Origin of the sequence: Nonomuraea sp. NPDC049421 (genome assembly GCF_040677005.1) — a bacterium.
Taxonomy (GTDB): Bacteria; Actinomycetota; Actinomycetes; order Streptosporangiales; family Streptosporangiaceae; genus Nonomuraea; species Nonomuraea salmonea.
Genome location: NZ_JBFAQA010000019.1, coordinates 76,126 through 91,698, shown reverse-complemented (window position 1 = coordinate 91,698; position 15,573 = coordinate 76,126). Strand labels below are relative to the sequence as shown.

Below are 15,573 nucleotides of genomic sequence, written 5' to 3'. Positions count from 1 at the left end.
GTTGTGAGCTGATGCGTCAGGATTCGTGAGGGTAATCATGCCAACTGGCGTGGTCCGGCGCACTACCAGATGCGGAATTGCCAGGAATATCCGGTCTTTACACAGGTTTTCAGTGATGCGGCAAGTGAAGCGTTTCAGGAAAACCCGGGAGGACAGGCCGGTCAGGGTCACCGTAGTCTGTGGGTCCAGCAGATCATGCGGCGGTCGTGGCACGGGGGCTGCGGCGCTGCCTCCCGAAGCCCGAAGCGAGAGTTCGCGCGTGATCACATTCGAATCCGTCACCAAACGCTATGCCGATGGCACGGTAGCCGTCGATCACCTCGACCTAGAGGCGCCCACGGGCGAGATCACCGTGCTCGTCGGCCCGTCTGGCTGCGGAAAGACGACGTCCCTGCGCATGATCAACCGGATGATCGACGCCTCGGAGGGCCGCATCCTCCTCGACGGCGTCCCGGTGCAGGGCATCGACCCGCCGACGCTGCGGCGCGGCATCGGCTACGTCATCCAGCAGGCCGGTCTCTTCCCCCACCGCAAGATCGTGGACAACGTCGCGACCGTCCCCTACCTGCTCGGCTGGGACCGCAAGAAGGCCCGCTCCCGGGCCATGGAGCTGCTCGAACGCGTCGGGCTCGACCCGGCGCTGAGCCGGCGCTACCCGTTCCAGCTCTCCGGCGGGCAGCAGCAGCGCGTAGGCGTGGCGCGGGCGCTGGCCGCCGACCCGCCGGTGCTGCTCATGGACGAGCCGTTCAGCGCGGTCGACCCCATCGTCCGTACGAGCCTGCAGGACGAGCTGCTGCGGCTGCAGAGCGAGCTGAACAAGACGATCGTGTTCGTCACCCACGACATCGACGAGGCCATCAAGCTCGGCGACCGGGTGGCGGTGCTGCGAGTGGGCGGCAAGCTGGCCCAGCTCGCCGACCCCAAGACGCTGCTCGCCGCGCCGGCCGACGACTTCGTCCAGGAGTTCCTCGGCCACGACAGGGGCATCAGGCGGCTGCAGTTCGTCTCCACTGAGGGGCTGCGGCTGCGTACGGACCTGACCGTGCCAGAAGGCTCGGCTGCGGCCTCGCCCGAGCCCTGGCTGCTGGTCGTGACCGGCGACGGCCGGCCGGTGGGCTGGCGCACCGGCGAGCCGGGCGGCGAGCTGGAGCCGTTCGGCACCTTCCGGCACGGCCGCGACAGCATGCGCACCGCGCTGGACGCGGCGCTGCTGTCGCCGTCCGGCTACGCGGTGGCGCTCGACGCCGACGGCAAGGTGGCCGGCGTGGCCACCCGGCAGGCACTCGACGAGGCGCTGGCGGAGGCCGCGGATGGGTGACGGTCCTCCCTCCCTGTGGGAGTGGATCGGGCGCAACTGGGACACCGGGCGGGTCGACAGCATCAGCAACCTGCTCACCGACCACCTCGTGATGTCGTTCATGCCGATCCTGCTCGCGCTGGTCGTGGCGCTGCCGCTGGGCCTGGCCTGCGCGCGCTGGCGCTGGCTCTACCAGCCCACCTCCGGGCTGATGAACGTCATCTACGCGCTGCCTTCGCTGCCCGTCTTCATGCTGCTGATCTCGGTGACCGGCCTGTCGCAGACCACGGTGATCATCCCGCTGGCCTTCTACGGCACGGCGGTGCTCATCCCCGCCGTGGTCGACGGCCTCGACTCGGTGCCCGACCACGTCCGGCAGTCGGCCGTCGCCATGGGCTTCACCCCGCTGCGCCGGCTGCTGGCGGTCGAGCTGCCCATCGCGGTGCCCGTGGTGCTGGCCGGCCTGCGGGTGGTCGCGGTCTCCAGCATCAGCCTGGTCAGCGTGGGCGCGCTCATCGGGCAGGGCGGGCTCGGCGGCCTGTTCACCCGGGCCTACCAGAACCCGTTCATGCCGCCGGTCATCACCGGCATCGTGCTCATCGTCGCGCTGGCGCTGGTCGCCGACGGCCTGCTGGTCCTCGCCCAGCGACTGCTGACCCCCTGGGTGCGCGCACGGAAGGGGACCGCGTCGTGACCTGGCTGACCTCCTTCTTCGGCTGGCTCAGCGACTTCTTCGGCGACCCCGCCAACTGGTCGGGCACCGGCGGCATCCCCGCCCGCCTGCTCGAACACCTGGAGTTCTCGGCGCTCGCGCTGCTGCTCGCGGCGGTGATCGCGGTGCCGCTCGGCCTGCTCATCGGCCACACCGGGCGGGGCGAGGTGCTCGTCGTCGTCACCGCGAACCTGGCCAGGGCACTGCCCACGCTGGGGCTGCTGGTGATGTTCGTGCTGCTGCTGGGCACCTCCTCCATCTGGCCGGTGATCATTCCGCTGGTGCTGCTGTCGGTGCCGCCGATCCTGGTCAACACCTTCGAGGGGATCAGGGGGGTCGATCCCGAACTGCGCGACGCCGCGTACGGGATGGGGCTGCGCGGCGGGCAGGTGCTCGGGCGGGTGCTGGTGCCGGTGGCGCTGCCGCTGATCCTGCTGGGCTGCCGGTTGTCGGCCATCCAGGTCGTCGCCACCACGACGGTCGCGGCGTACACCGGGCTCGGGGGGCTCGGCCGTTATGTCATCGACGGTTTCGCGACCAAGGATTACGCGAGCGTCGTCGGTGGTTCCGTACTCATTGTGCTGTTCGCGCTCGTTGTGCAGGTGCTGTTCGCTCTCGCCCAGAGAGTGGCGGTCTCTCCGGGGGTGAGCCGGCGCCTGAAGGTTCGCTAGTTTTGCTGTATAACCTCCCGCTAAGAAGGGAAAAGTCATGAGACGCACGTACGGCATCGCGGGGGTGCTCCTGTCGGCGATGCTCGCGCTGACCGCCTGCGGTGGGGGTGGCTCCACCGGGGGCAACCCGCTCGACACGACGAGCGCGGCCCCCTCCGGCTCGGCTTCCGGCGCGGGAGGCAAGGCGATCGTCGGCTCCTTCGACTTCGACGAGAGCGTGCTGCTCGCCTCCATCTACGCCCAGGCTCTTGAGGCCAAGGGCGTGCAGGTGGAGGAGAAGCCGCGCATCGGCAGCCGCGAGGTCGTCTACGACCAGGTCAAGAGCGGCGGTCTGACGATCGTCCCCGAGTACAACGGCAACCTGCTCGCCTTCGTCGACATCAAGGACACCTCGGTGACGACCGACGAGGTGAACGCGGCCCTCAAGCAGAAGCTGCCGGCCGAGCTCGAAGTGCTCGACTCCTCGCCCGCCGAGGACAAGGACAGCCTCTCGGTCACCAAGGACACCCAGGCCAAGCATTCGCTCAACACCATCGAAGACCTCGCCAAGGTCTCGAAGGACATGGTGCTGGGGGCTCCGCCCGAGTTCAAGAAGCGCTGGGAGTCGCGCTTCAAGGAGGTCTACGGGCTGGAGTTCAAGGAGTGGAAGCCGACCGGCCCCACCACGGCCGACGCGCTCAAGGACGGCTCCATCCAGGTCGGCAACGTCTTCACCACCGACCCCAAGATGACGACGAACGACCTGGTGCCGCTCGAGGACACCAAGAACATCTTCGCCGCCCAGAACGTGACCCCGCTGCTGCACAAGGCGTCCGCCGACGACACGATCAGGACCACCCTGAACGGCATCTCGGCCAAGCTGACCACCGACTCGCTGCTGCAGATGATGCAGAAGATCTCGGTCAACAAGGACGAGCCCGCTACGGTAGCCAAGGAATGGCTGACCGGCAACGGCCTCGCCTGAGCGCCGTCACTCACGTCAGGGGCCTCCGCACGCGCGGAGGCCCGGCCAGCCGCTCGGCGGGGCGGGCGGCGCGGTGAGTGAGCTGTTCACGGAGGCGATGGCACAGCTCGCGGCCGGCGTGGCGGTGGTGACCGCGCGCGACGGGCGCGACGACATCGGCACGACCGTGTCGGCGCTGATGTCGGTCTCGCTGGAGCCGCCGCTGGTGCTGGTGAGCCTGGCCAGCCGCGGCTACCTCACCGAGGTGCTGCTGCGGCAGGACCGCTGGGCCGCCTCGCTGCTGTCGTCCGGGCAGGCGGCCGTCGCCAGCCGCTTCGCCACCGCGGGCCGGCCGAGCGCCCGCCTGCTCGTCGCCGGCACCCCGCACCACCGGGGGCCGCAGACCGAGGCGCTGGTCGTCGAGGGCGGGGTGGCCGCCGTCGAGGCCGAGACCACCAAGGTCGTCGCGGCCGGCGACCACACGATCTTCATCGCCGCCGTCCTCGCCGTCGACTACGTCGACGCCACCAAGCAGCCGCTGGTACGTATCCGCGGCCGCTACCGCTCCATCGCTAGCTGATCCGGTACCACGAGGGGAGCAGGAGCGGGCCGCCGGCGGGCAGGCCCAGCTCGGCCGAGAGGCGCGCGAGCGGCCCCCACGCGTCGAGCCGGATCCTGGCCAGCGCCGCCGACTTGTCCTCGCTGGACTCGGGCCCGCGCAGCCGTTCGAGCGGGTTGAGCCGGGGATAGGTGCGTACGGGAGCGTCGTCGGCCAGCCCCGTGCGCTTCCTGGCCAGCGCCAGCGCGTCCTCGAGGCCGCCCAGCTCGTCCACCAGCCCGTGGGCGTGAGCGTCGGCGCCCGTCCAGACGCGGCCCTTGGCCAGCTCGTGCGCCCGCTCGGGGTTGAGGTCGCGGCTGCGCGCCACCTTGCCCACGAAGTCGTCGTAGATGCGGTCGAGCCAGGCGTTCACCCGCTCCCACTGCTCGGGCGAGAAGCCGCGCGAGGAGGAGAACATCCCGGCGTTGGCCCCCTCGGCCAGCAGCTCGGAGTTGACCCCGATCTTCTCCAGCAGCTCGGCCAGCACCGCCTTGCCGCCGTAGACGCCGATCGAGCCGGTCAGCGTGCCCGGCTGCGCCACGATCACGTCGGCGGCCATCGACACGAAGTAGCCGCCCGAGGCCGCCACGTCGCCCATCGACACGATCACCGGCTTGACCTTGCTCGTCAGCGTCACCTCGCGCCAGACGGTGTCGCTGGCCACATAGGAGCCGCCGGGGCTGTCGACCCGGAACACCACGGCCTTGACGTGCTCGTCCCGCCGGGCGGCGCGCAGCGAGGCGCTGATCGTGTCGGAGCCCATCGCGCCGCCGCCGCCGAGCGGGCTGCGCCCGCTGCGGCCGCTCTTGATCATGCCGGTGCCGTGGACGAGCGCGATGCCGTCGGCCATGGGCTGGGGCAGCTTGCGTACGGAGGCGCCACGGGCGTAGCGGGAGACGTACAGGAGGTGCGCGTCCTCGCCCGCGGCGCGCTTGAGCTCGTCGTAGACCTCGTCGCGGTAGGCCAGCCCGTCGACCAGCCCCGCCTCCTTCGCCTCGGCGGCGGTGAACGGCCCGCGGTCGATCAGCTCGCGCACCTTGCCGGGGTCGAGCCGGCGGCCGTCGGCGATGCCCGCGACGACCGTCTCGGTGACCGACTCCAGGATGCGGGCCGCCGACTCGCGGTGGGCCTCGGTCATGTGGTCCTGGGTGAAGGTGTTGACCGCCGTCTTGTACTCGTGACGCTGGCCGGCCTCGTAGCCGATGCCGAGCTTGGTCAGCGCGCCCTTGACGAACCGCTGCTCCATGGCGAGGCCGGTCAGCCCGACGTCGCCGCTCGGCTGCAGGTAGAGGCGCTCGAAGGCGGTGGCGAGGTAGTAGGGGACGGTGCCGCCGCCGAACTCGCCGAACGTCTCCGCGTACGCGACCGTCAGCTTGCCCGACGCCCGGAACCTGATCACCGCCTGGCGCAGCTCCTGCACCATGGCGAGGCCCAGCGGGTTGCCGCCGATCTTCACGACCAGCGCCCTGACCTTCGGGTCCTGGCGGGCCCGCTTGAGCCCGGACAGGACGTCGGCCAGGCGCGGCTTGCGCATCGACAGCACCGCGGCGAGCGGATCGGACGGCGGGCCCTCGGTGAGGCCCTCGGTCAGATCGAGCTCCAGCACCAGCGGGGCCGTACGCCGCTGGCGGAGCTTGCCGACGGTTTCGAAGATCGCTTTGCCTGCGTCCATAGAAGCCACCCTAAGCGACACAATTCGAAATGCGGCCTTGCCGGACCAGGGGTTCCCGGCTCACATCGTGAGGACGACCTTGCCGGTCGCGTGCCCCTCCTCCTGGTAGCGCATCGCGGGCCGCAGCTCGTCGAACGCGTACGTGCTGTCGATCACCGAGCGCACCTTGCCGTCCTCCATGAGCCCGGCCAGCTCGTCCAGGTTGCGGCGGATCTCGGGGCAGCCGATGACGTTCGCCACGACGGCCCGCTGCGAGACGAACGTGGACGCCGCGACCGTCCCGATGAGCTGCCCCATCGGCTGCACCCACCGCCCCGGCGAGCCGCCGATGAGCACGCACACGCCCTTGGGCCGCAGCACCCGCCGGCACTCGCGGAACTTCCTGTTGCCCGCGATGTAGAGCAGGGAGTCGTAGGGCCGGCCGCCCCTGGTGAAGTCCTCCTTGGCGTAGTCGATCACCTCGTCCGCGCCGAGCGTGCGCATCAGCTCCGCGTTCCTGCCGCCGCACACGGCCGTGACGTGCGCCCCGTACGCCTTGGCGAGCTGCACCGCGAACGTGCCCACCCCGCCCGACGCGCCGTTCACCAGCATCCGGTGCCCCGGCCTGACCTGGGCGATGTCGCGGATCGCGAGCAGCGCCGTCATGGCGGCCAGCGGCACGGCCGCCGCCTCCGCGAACGACAGGTGGTGCGGCTTGCGCGCGACCTTGTCCGCGGGGATGGTGACGTACTCGGCGAACCCGCCGCCCTCGGGCATCGACCACACCTCGTCGCCCGGCGCGAACTCCGTCACCCCCTCGCCGGCCGCGACCACGACGCCGGAGACGTCCGCGCCCAGCACGCTGAGCTGCGGCCGGCGCAGGCCGAGCGGGCCCACCAGGCGGGCCATCAGCGGCTCGCCGCGCATCAGGTGCCAGTCCCAGGGCTGGACGGACGCGGCCTTGACCTGGACCAGGACCTCGCCCGGGCCGGGGGCCGGGCGGTCGAGGTCGGTGAGGTCGAGCACGTCGGGGGAGCCGTACCGGCGGAGGACCCAGGCCTTCATCGCGCATCTCCTTCTGCTGGTTCGCTGCGCTGACGGCCTCAGTGTGAGCGCGGGACCAGGGGCGGCGTAACGGCCGTAAGCGGGACCGTCCGGCAGCCGAAAGTACGACGTGCGAGCCCGCCGAACGGCCCCGGGGAACGGACCCCTGGACCGATGCCCCGGTGTGGTCCGCGCGGCCACCATCGCAGCATGAGAACTCCAGGTGGATGGGCGGTGCCCGCCGGGCTGATCGCGTTGGGGCTCGTGCCCGTGGTGGCCGGGGTGCTGCGGGTGGGCGACCTGCCGGGGGAGGCGGCGCATGGGGTGCCGCTGGCGTTGCACGTCACGGCCTCGCCGCTCTACACCGTGCTCGGCGCTTTCCAGTTCGCGCCGGGGTTCCGGCGGCGCAGGCGCGGGTGGCATCGGGCGGCCGGGCGGGTGCTGGTCGTGGCGGGGCTCGTGTCGGCGCTGTCGGCGGTGTGGATGACGCTGTTCGCGCCGCTCCCGCCGCGCGACGCGGGCCTGCTCACCGCGTTCCGGCTGGTGTTCGGGACGGTCATGGCGGTCGCGCTCGTCCGCGGCTTCGCCGCCGTCCGGCGCCGGGACGTCCGCCGGCACCGCGCCTGGATGGCCCGCGCGTACGCGATCGGCCTCGGCGCCGGCACGCAGGCGTTCACCCTGGGGATCTGGGAGGCGGCGGCGGGCCCGCCGGACGCCTTCGCCCGCGCCCTGCTGCAGGCCGCCGGCTGGGTGATCAACCTGGCCGTCGCCGAGTGGGGGATCCGCAGGTCAGCGCCGCACCCGGCGGGTCTCGTACGCCCACATGGCGATCTCCACCCGGTTGCGGACGCCGAGCTTGGTCATCAGGCTGGCGACGTGACTCTTGACCGTGCTGAGTGAGATGTGCAGCTCGTCGGCGATCTCGCTGTTCGTCCGCCCGCGTGCCACGGTGAGCAGGATCTCCTCCTCCCGCTCGGTCAGCGGCTCGACCGGCTGCGCGAGCGGCTGGGCGGGCCCCGTGCCGGCGAACGCGGACAGCAGCCTCGCCGTGACGTTCGGGGCGATGAGCGCGTCGCCGGCCGCGGCCGCGCGTACGGCCTGGGCCAGCAGGTCGGGTCCGGCGTCCTTGAGCAGGAATCCGCGGGCGCCGGCCCTGAGCGCCGCGTAGACGTACTCGTCCAGGTCGAACGTCGTGATGACGACCACCGCGAGCGGGTCGGCCACGTCGGGCCCGGCCAGCCGCGCGGTCGCCTCGATGCCGTCGCAGCTCGGCATGCGGATGTCGAACAGGCACACCTCCGGCCGCAGCCGCCTGGCCAGCTCGACCGCCCGCGCGCCGTCCCCGGCCTCGGCGATCACCTCGATGCCGGGCTGCGCGTCGAGGATCATCCGTAACCCCGTACGCGCGATCTCCTGGTCGTCCGCGACGATCACCCGAATGGGCTCGCTCACGCCTGTCCTCCCGCCCACCGCTCCGTCCGGCTCGCGGCCGGTCGCCTGCCTGGCTCCGCCTGAGGTCCTGAGCGCGGCAGCAGGGCGGTGACCGTCCAGCCGCGGCCCGGGTTGGGTCCCGCCTCGCAGGTGCCGCCCAGCAGGTCGGCGCGCTCCGCCATGCCGAGCAGGCCGTACCCGGACGAGATCACGGAACGGCCGGCGGTGCTGTCGCCGTCGTCGCTCACCTTCACCCGCACCGACGTGTCGTCCACCGTCACCCGCACGTCGATCCTGGTGGCGTGCCTGGCGTGGCGGCGGGCGTTCGTGACGGACTCCTGGGCGATCCGGTAGACCGCCGCGCCCACCGACGGCGGCACACCGCCGAGGTCGCCGTCGATCTCCAGCACCACGACGGGACCGGCGCCGGACGGCCGTCCCGCGAGCTGTTCGAGGTCGGCGAGGCGCGCGTTGGGCGTCCGCTCGGCGACCTGGTCCCTGCGCAGCACCCGCACCATGGCGCGCATCTCGGCGAGCGTGCGCGACGCCTCGGCCTCGATCACCCGCAGCGCGTCCACGGCCGCTCCCGGGTCGGTGGCGGCGGTCGCGATGCCCGCCTGCGCCCTGATGGCCATCGCCGAGACGTGGTGGGCCACGGTGTCGTGCAGGTCGCGGGCGAGTTGCTCGCGTTCGAGCAGCTTGACCTGGTCGAGCTCGCGCATCCTGGCCCGGGTGAGGAAACGGAAGGTCGCGCCCAGCGCGAACACCGCGAACACGGCGCTGAACGCCCCGAGCACGTCGCCCGGCGCGATGACCCCCGAGACGGTGGCGGTCAGCACCGCGAGCACCATCAGCCCGAGCGCGGCCAGCGCCTCACGCCCGCTGCCCCAGCGGGCGGGCGCGTGGAGCAGGAGCAGCACGTACGCCGACGCCGTCAGCTCCGACAGGTCGGCCCCGGTGGTGAGCTGGATCAGGCCCGTCAGCACGATGGGCACGGCCAGGGCGAGCAGCGGGTGAGTGCGCCGCACCAGCACGGTGGGCAGCAGCGCCAGCGCGAAGATCATGGACAGCGGGCGGTGCTGCAGGTCGTCCCTGAGCAGGCCCTCCAGCACGATGGCCGGCACGAGCAGGCCCACCAGCACCCAGTCGTGCCACACCCGGCACGGGGGATCGGGCGGGCGGGGCTCGCTCCAGATGGAGCGTAAGAAGCCGGGCACGTGCACATCGTACGTTCCCGCGCGCCGCCGGGGGCTCAGCCCCCCGCGGCGCGATGCCGGCGCCCGTCGTCGCCGGAGCGCTTGAGCGCCTGTAGCGGCCGCTCCGCGCTCAGAGCCGGGGGTCCATGCTGGCCTGGGCCGTGGTGGTGGCGCGTTCCAGGTCGATCCTGGAGGTGACCACCGGCGTGCCCGAGGCGTCGAACTGGATCGCCGTCCCCGTGTCCCGCAGGCGCTGCAGGCTCTGCGCGACCGTGAAGTCCGGGTTGGCCTGGCGCAGCAGCGCGAACGCCCCCGCGACGTGCGGCGCGGCCATCGAGGTGCCGCTCTTGTCCCCGTACGCGTCGTCCGGCACCGCCGAGTTGATGGCCACGCCCGGCGCGAACAGGTCCAGCAGCGGCCCCCTGTTCGTGAACGAGGCCAGCCGGTCACCGTCGTCGGTCGCCCCCACGGCGATGGCCGTGGAGATGCAGGCCGGCGAGGCCACCGCGTTGGCGAACCCGCTGTTGCCGGCCGCGACCACGGGCGCCACGCCCAGGTTCACCAGCGCGTCGAACTCCGGCTTGACGCCCGCGGCGGTCGGGTCGCCGTCGCACGCCTCCGAGTACGGCGTCCCGCCGCCCAGGCTCAGGTTCACCGCGGCGACGTTGTGCCTCCTGACCACCCGCGAGACGTACTCGAGCGCCAGCTTCTGGTCGGAGGTGTAGCTGAGGAAGCAGGGCGCGGTGCTGCCCCGCAGCGCGCAGGTCAGGGCGTTGTCCACCCGGCTGAACACCTGGATGGGCAGCAGCCGAGCCTCGGGGGCGACGCCGTTGGCGGGCGCGCCCTCGGTCATCTTGCCCGCCGCGATGCCCGCCACGTGGCTGCCGTGCGAGCACGCGTTCTGCCCGTTGACCAGGCACTGCGCGGTCTCGGCGTCGGCCGCGCCAGGTCCGGTCTGGCTGGGCTGGTTGTTGGGGCAGAGCGAGACCGTGCCGTCGGTGGCGCTGGCGGAGGAGAAGCAGGCTTCGTCCACGATGCGCCCGGTGAAGAACGGGTGGTCCCGGTCGATCCCGGTGTCGAGCACGGCGATGGTGGTGCCGGTGCCGTTCCAGCCCGCCGCGTTCGCCCGGTTCGAGCGGATCAGGGCGGTGCTGACGTCGAGAAAGGGCATGCTCAGCTCGTCCTTGTAGACCGAGTGCACGCGACCGTCCTTCTTGAGCTTGTCGAGCGTGCGCCTGTCCACCTCGGCGACGAAGAAGTGCGGTGAGCCCGTCGCCTCGACGATGCGGCTGCCGTCGGACGCCTGCTCCAGGTCGGCGGCCACCGCCTGCACGCTCTGACCTGGTTTGAGCTGGATGATGGAGCGGACCCGGCTCTTCGCCTGCACCTCCGAGGCCAGCGCCGGGCTGATGATCGGATCGCCCGTGTCGGCGGCGTCGGCGTGGAATGCGGGGGCCGCGTAGAGCACGGCTGATGTGAGGGCCAGCGTCGCCGCGCCGGCCAGCAGAGACCGTAGCCTCACTTGTTCCTCCCGGAGGCTGGAGCCGTGAAGCGCGTCCGGCTCCCGGCTGATTACAGCCGCTACCTCCCCGCCTGTGACAAGTGTGATGTCAGTGACGTATGTGAGGCAGACAAACGATGGAGGGTTCTTTACGGGGAATCGGGAGAAGAGAAGAAGGCCGGTCCATATTCGACCGGCCTTCTCACTTCATGTGGCTATTTGACGGTTTTGAGGATGTTCGTGGTGGCTTTCTTCAGCGCCTTCGCGGACGGCTTGCTCGACAGGCGCACCTTCTCCGCCGCCGTCAGCGCCTTGGTGCCGTTCGTGCCGTGCGCCCAGTTGAGCCAGGCCGTCAGCAGCGCGCCGTCCAGCTTCGCCTTGCCGCTGCTCGTCCCCTTGATCACCCGGTACGCCTTGCCCAGCGACGACGCCTTGGTCAGCTCGGGGAACACCTTGCTCGACTTCGCGATCAGCTTCAGATAGCAGGTCAGCGTCTCGTCGGACAGCTTGCCGCTGCTGCGGTGCAGCTCCACGGCCCACTTCTTGGCGCTGAGCTTCTTGGCCCCGTTTGTGGCCGCGGTGCCCCGCGTGCACACGGCCGCCGCCGGCGCCGCGGGCGCCGCCGTCTGCGTCACGGTCACCGTGACCGTGACCGTCGGCAGCGGTACGGGGCTGGGCGGCGTCGAGGGCTGGTCACCCGGCTCCTCCGGCTGCGGCGTGGGGCCGCTGCTGTCGGTCGGGTTCGGCTCCAGCTCGCCGGGCGGCGGCTCGGGCGCCGGGCTCTGCGAGACGGGCGGCTGCGTGGTGGCCCCCGCGATGGCCGCCGCCAGGTCCAGGCGCGGCGTGGTGACCTGGGCGCCGGCGGCCTCGTACACGTACGGGCGGCCGGTGGTCTTCAGCTTCTCGATCAGTTCGGTCATCGGCGCATCGGGGTTGGCCTCGCGCATCAGCGCCAGTGCGCCCGCCACGTGCGGCGTGGACATCGAGGTGCCGCTGTAGGCGGTCGTCGCGTCGTCCGGCACCGCCGAGGTGATGTCCACGCCCGGCGCGAACAGGTCGAGCAGCGGGCCCCGGTTCGAGAAGTCGGCGATGCGGTCCTCGTTGTCGTTCGCGCCGACCGCCACCGCCGTCGAGACGCAGGCCGGGTGCGCCACACCCTCGTAGTACTCGTTGCCCGCCGCCACCACGGTCGCGATGTTCTTGGCCAGCAGGGCGTCGATCGTCTCCTTGAAGACGGCGCCCTCCGGCTCGGTGTCGCAGTTCGTGTCGTACAGCCAGCCGCCCAGGCTCAGGTTCACCGCGGCGATGGGCTTGGCGACGTTCAGATCCCGTACGTACTCGAGAGCCCGGCGCAGCGACGACTCGTACGCCATGAGGCAGGCCGCCTCGCCGCACAGGTCCTCGTCGTTGATCCGGCTGAACACCTGCACCGCCACGATGCCCGCGCCCGGCGCGACGCCGCCGGTGCCGGCCGCGATGCCCGCGACGTGCGAGCCGTGGTCGCACATGTTCACCGAGCCCAGCAGGCACTTCGGCGTGGTCGCCGAGGCCGCGTCGCCGTCGAGCTGCTCGGTCGCGCCACTCGGGCAGAGCGACTCGACGCCCTCGTCCTCGGTCGCCGAGAAGCACGCCTGGGCCAGGATCCGGTCCTGGAACCACGGGTGGTCCACGTCGATGCCGGTGTCGATGACCGCCACGGCCTGGTTCGCGCCGGTGTTGCCGCCCTGGTGCACCTGGTCGGCGCCGATCAGCGAGAGGTTCGGGGTGACCTCGGCGGGGCTGTAGAGGCGGTCGCGGTGGATGGAGGAGACGCGCGGGTCCGCGGCCAGCTTGGCCAGCTCCGCCGCGGTGCCCTCGACCACCATGAATGACTGGTCCTGCGGTTGCAGCAGCACGTCCACGCTCTCGGCCGCGGCCTGCGTGGCCACGGGGGCGTGCTGGGCCGGGTCGGTCAGCTCGACGATGGCCCGCTCGGTGCCGCCGTCGACGCCTAAGCCCTCCTCGACCTTCTCCTCAGGAGTCCTGGGCGTCTCCTGCGGCGGCGGAGGCGTCTCCTCAGGGGCCGGCTGCTGCTCCGGGGGCGGCTGGGTGCCCGGCTGGGTGACGGGCTGGGTGACGGGCGGGGTGACCGGCTGGGTGGCGGGCGGGGTGGGCGCCGGCGTCGGATCGGCGTACGCCGGGCCCGCGAGCGGCAGCAGGGCCAGCGCGATCGAGGTCACGAACAAGGGGCGGAATCGCACGCGTCCTCCGAGAGGGGATGATCTCGGAGTTTAGGGTGATTTTCCGGGTAGGCACAGGCCCCCGCCCCGCTTTCTCACCGAACTTTCAGCGGCCGCCCCTCAATCGTTCAGCCGGCTGCCCGGGTGCGTGAGCCAGACCGCGCCGAGCGGCGGCACCCGCAGCGTCGTCGAGTACGGCAGCCCGTGCCACGGCTCGTCCCCGGCCTCGACCAGCCCCATGTTGCCCACGCCGCTGCCCCAGTAGTCGTAGGCGTCGGTGTTGACCGTCTCCGTCCACTGCCCCGCGTACGGGAGCCCCAGCCGGTAGTTCTCGTGCGGCCCGCCACTGAAGTTGACCACGCACGCCACCGCCGACCCGTCGTTCGCGTAGCGGACGAACGAGAACGTGTTACCCGAGGCGTCGTCGGCGTCGATCCACCGGAACCCCTCCGGCCTGGAGTCCTGCTCCCACAGCGCGGGGGTCTCGCGGTAGATCCTGTTGAGGTCGCGGACCAGCCGCTGCACGCCCTGGTGCCCGTCGAACTCCAGCACCCACCAGTCGAGCCCGCGGCTCTCCGACCACTCCGAGCCCTGACCGAACTCGCCGCCCATGAACAGCAGCTGCTTGCCCGGATGCGCCCACATGAACGCCAGCAGCGCCCGCAGCTGCGCGAACCGCTGCCACTCGTCGCCGGGCATCTTGCCCAGCAGCGAGCCCTTGCCGTGCACGACCTCGTCGTGGGAGAGCGGCAGCACGTAGTTCTCGGAGTAGGCGTACAGCAGCGAGAACGTCATCTTGTGGTGGTGGTACTGGCGGAAGATCGGCTCGTGGCGCAGGTATTCGAGCGTGTCGTGCATCCAGCCCATGTTCCACTTGAAGCCGAAGCCCAGCCCGCCCAGGTGCACCGGCCGCGAGACCCCCGGCCAGGCCGTCGACTCCTCCGCCACCGTCGAGATGCCGGGGGCCTCGCGGTAGCAGACCGCGTTCATCTCCTTGAGGAACTCGACCGCGTCGAGGTTCTCCCTGCCGCCGTAGACGTTCGGCGTCCACTCGCCCTCGCGGCGCGAGTAGTCGAGGTAGAGCATCGAGGCCACCGCGTCCACCCGCAGGCCGTCGATGTGGAACTCCTTCAGCCAGAACAGCGCGTTGGCCACCAGGAAGTTGCGCACCTCCCTGCGGCCGAAGTCGAAGACGTACGTGCCCCAGTCGGGGTGCTCGCCCCTGGCCGGGTCGGCGTGCTCGTACAGCGGGGTGCCGTCGAAGCGGGCCAGCGCCCAGTCGTCCATCGGGAAGTGCGCGGGCACCCAGTCGAGCAGCACGCCGATGCCGCGCTGGTGCATGCGGTCCACGAAGTGGCGGAACTCGTCGGGCGTGCCGAACCTGGCGGTCGGCGCGTAGTAGGAGGTCACCTGGTAGCCCCACGAGCCGCCGAACGGGTGCTCGGCCACCGGCAGCAGTTCCACGTGGGTGAAGCCCAGGTCGGCGGCGTACTCGGAGAGCTGGTCGGCCAGCTCCACGTACGACAGGCCGGGCCGCCACGACCCCAGGTGCACCTCGTAGATGCTCATCGGCCCCGTCTGCGGCTGCTGCTCGCGCCGCTCGACCATCCAGGCGTCGTCCTGCCAGCTGTAGTCGGACTTGTCGATCACCGAGGCGGTCATCGGCGGCACCTCGGTGCGCCGCGCCATCGGGTCGGCCTTGTCCCGCCACACGCCGTCGGCGCCCAGGATCTGGTACTTGTACCGCTGCCCGGCCCCGAGCCCCGGCACGAACAGCTCCCACACCCCTGAACGGCCGAGCGAGCGCATGGGGTAGGCGGTGCCGTCCCAGTGGTTGAAGTCGCCGACCACCCTGATGCCGCGCGCGTTGGGCGCCCAGACGGCGAACGCGGTGCCCTCGACGTCCTCGTGCTCCATCACGCGGGCGCCGAGCGCCTCCCACAGCTGCTCATGCCGTCCTTCGCCGATGAGGTGCAGGTCCACCTCACCGAGCGTCGGCCAGTGCCGGTAGGGGTCGAGCATCTCGACCGGCTCGCAGCCCTGATATTTCACGCTCAACGTGTACGCGGGCACTTTGTCCAGCCCCGGTACGGTCACCTCGAACACGCCGTGGGCCTGGTGTTTCATGTCGTGGGCAGAGCCGTCCTCGAACACCACGCGCACCCGCTCGGCGAGCGGACGCAGCGCACGGAACACCACCCCGCCGCTGACGGGGTGCGCTCCGAGCACGGAGTGCGGGTCGTGGTGCGCGCCGCCCGCGAGGCGGTCGAGCTCTGTCCTCATCGGCATGCTCCCAACACTGCCCTATGA

General features: G+C 71.4%; 13 protein-coding genes. 6 read left to right on the top strand and 7 right to left on the bottom strand.

The features are described 5' to 3' along the window. The first annotated feature begins 259 nt into the window (after positions 1-259). From AB0K18_RS29360 to AB0K18_RS29340, 5 genes are all read left to right on the top strand, one after another. Complete coding sequence (locus AB0K18_RS29360; RefSeq protein WP_364920413.1) at positions 260-1,318, top strand: ATP-binding cassette domain-containing protein; 1,059 nt, start codon at positions 260-262, stop codon at positions 1,316-1,318. Beyond that, complete coding sequence (locus AB0K18_RS29355; RefSeq protein WP_355414599.1) at positions 1,311-1,991, top strand: ABC transporter permease subunit; 681 nt, start codon at positions 1,311-1,313, stop codon at positions 1,989-1,991. Before AB0K18_RS29360 ends, AB0K18_RS29355 begins: the two co-directional genes overlap by 8 nt. After that, complete coding sequence (locus AB0K18_RS29350) at positions 1,988-2,680, top strand: ABC transporter permease (RefSeq protein WP_364920409.1); 693 nt, start codon at positions 1,988-1,990, stop codon at positions 2,678-2,680. The genes AB0K18_RS29355 and AB0K18_RS29350 overlap by 4 nt, the downstream gene beginning before the upstream one ends. Positions 2,681-2,717: 37 nt before the next feature. Further along, positions 2,718-3,644 (top strand): ABC transporter substrate-binding protein, encoded by a 927-nt coding sequence (locus tag AB0K18_RS29345; protein ID WP_364920406.1) that lies wholly within the window; start codon positions 2,718-2,720, stop codon positions 3,642-3,644. Between the two features lie 73 nt (positions 3,645-3,717). Further along, a complete protein-coding gene (locus AB0K18_RS29340; protein WP_364920403.1) occupies positions 3,718-4,203 on the top strand; it encodes a flavin reductase family protein in 486 nt (161 codons plus the stop codon). Here AB0K18_RS29340 and sppA read toward each other — a convergent pair. Then, complete coding sequence (gene sppA / locus AB0K18_RS29335) at positions 4,196-5,893, bottom strand: signal peptide peptidase SppA (RefSeq protein WP_364920402.1); 1,698 nt, start codon at positions 5,891-5,893, stop codon at positions 4,196-4,198. The genes AB0K18_RS29340 and sppA overlap by 8 nt on opposite strands. 60 nt (positions 5,894-5,953) lie before the next feature. Further along, complete coding sequence (locus AB0K18_RS29330; RefSeq protein ID WP_364920399.1) at positions 5,954-6,937, bottom strand: NAD(P)-dependent alcohol dehydrogenase; 984 nt, start codon at positions 6,935-6,937, stop codon at positions 5,954-5,956. A 189-nt stretch (positions 6,938-7,126) separates the two neighbouring features. On the opposite strand from AB0K18_RS29330, the gene AB0K18_RS29325 reads away from it, so the two are divergent. Continuing rightward, positions 7,127-7,816, top strand: a complete 690-nt coding sequence (locus AB0K18_RS29325) for a DUF2306 domain-containing protein (RefSeq protein ID WP_364920397.1) — start codon at positions 7,127-7,129, stop codon at positions 7,814-7,816. Here the strand turns inward: AB0K18_RS29325 and AB0K18_RS29320 are convergent. The 5 genes from AB0K18_RS29320 to glgB all read right to left on the bottom strand — a co-directional run bounded on the left by AB0K18_RS29320 (position 7,706) and on the right by glgB (position 15,546). Beyond that, positions 7,706-8,368, bottom strand: a complete 663-nt coding sequence (locus AB0K18_RS29320; RefSeq protein ID WP_364920394.1) for a response regulator transcription factor — start codon at positions 8,366-8,368, stop codon at positions 7,706-7,708. The two genes, AB0K18_RS29325 and AB0K18_RS29320, sit on opposite strands and share 111 nt — an antisense overlap. Continuing rightward, a complete protein-coding gene (locus AB0K18_RS29315; RefSeq protein ID WP_364920392.1) occupies positions 8,365-9,564 on the bottom strand; it encodes a histidine kinase in 1,200 nt (399 codons plus the stop codon). The genes AB0K18_RS29320 and AB0K18_RS29315 overlap by 4 nt, the downstream gene beginning before the upstream one ends. Before the next feature lie 109 nt (positions 9,565-9,673). Continuing rightward, on the bottom strand, positions 9,674-11,065 hold the full coding sequence (locus tag AB0K18_RS29310) for a S8 family serine peptidase (RefSeq protein ID WP_364920390.1): 1,392 nt from the start codon (positions 11,063-11,065) through the stop codon (positions 9,674-9,676). 194 nt (positions 11,066-11,259) lie between these two features. After that, positions 11,260-13,284: a S8 family serine peptidase gene (locus AB0K18_RS29305; protein WP_364920387.1), complete on the bottom strand. Its 2,025-nt coding sequence runs from the start codon at positions 13,282-13,284 to the stop codon at positions 11,260-11,262. Between the two features lie 99 nt (positions 13,285-13,383). Continuing rightward, complete coding sequence (gene glgB / locus AB0K18_RS29300) at positions 13,384-15,546, bottom strand: 1,4-alpha-glucan branching protein GlgB (RefSeq protein WP_364920384.1); 2,163 nt, start codon at positions 15,544-15,546, stop codon at positions 13,384-13,386. Positions 15,547-15,573 lie beyond the last annotated feature (27 nt).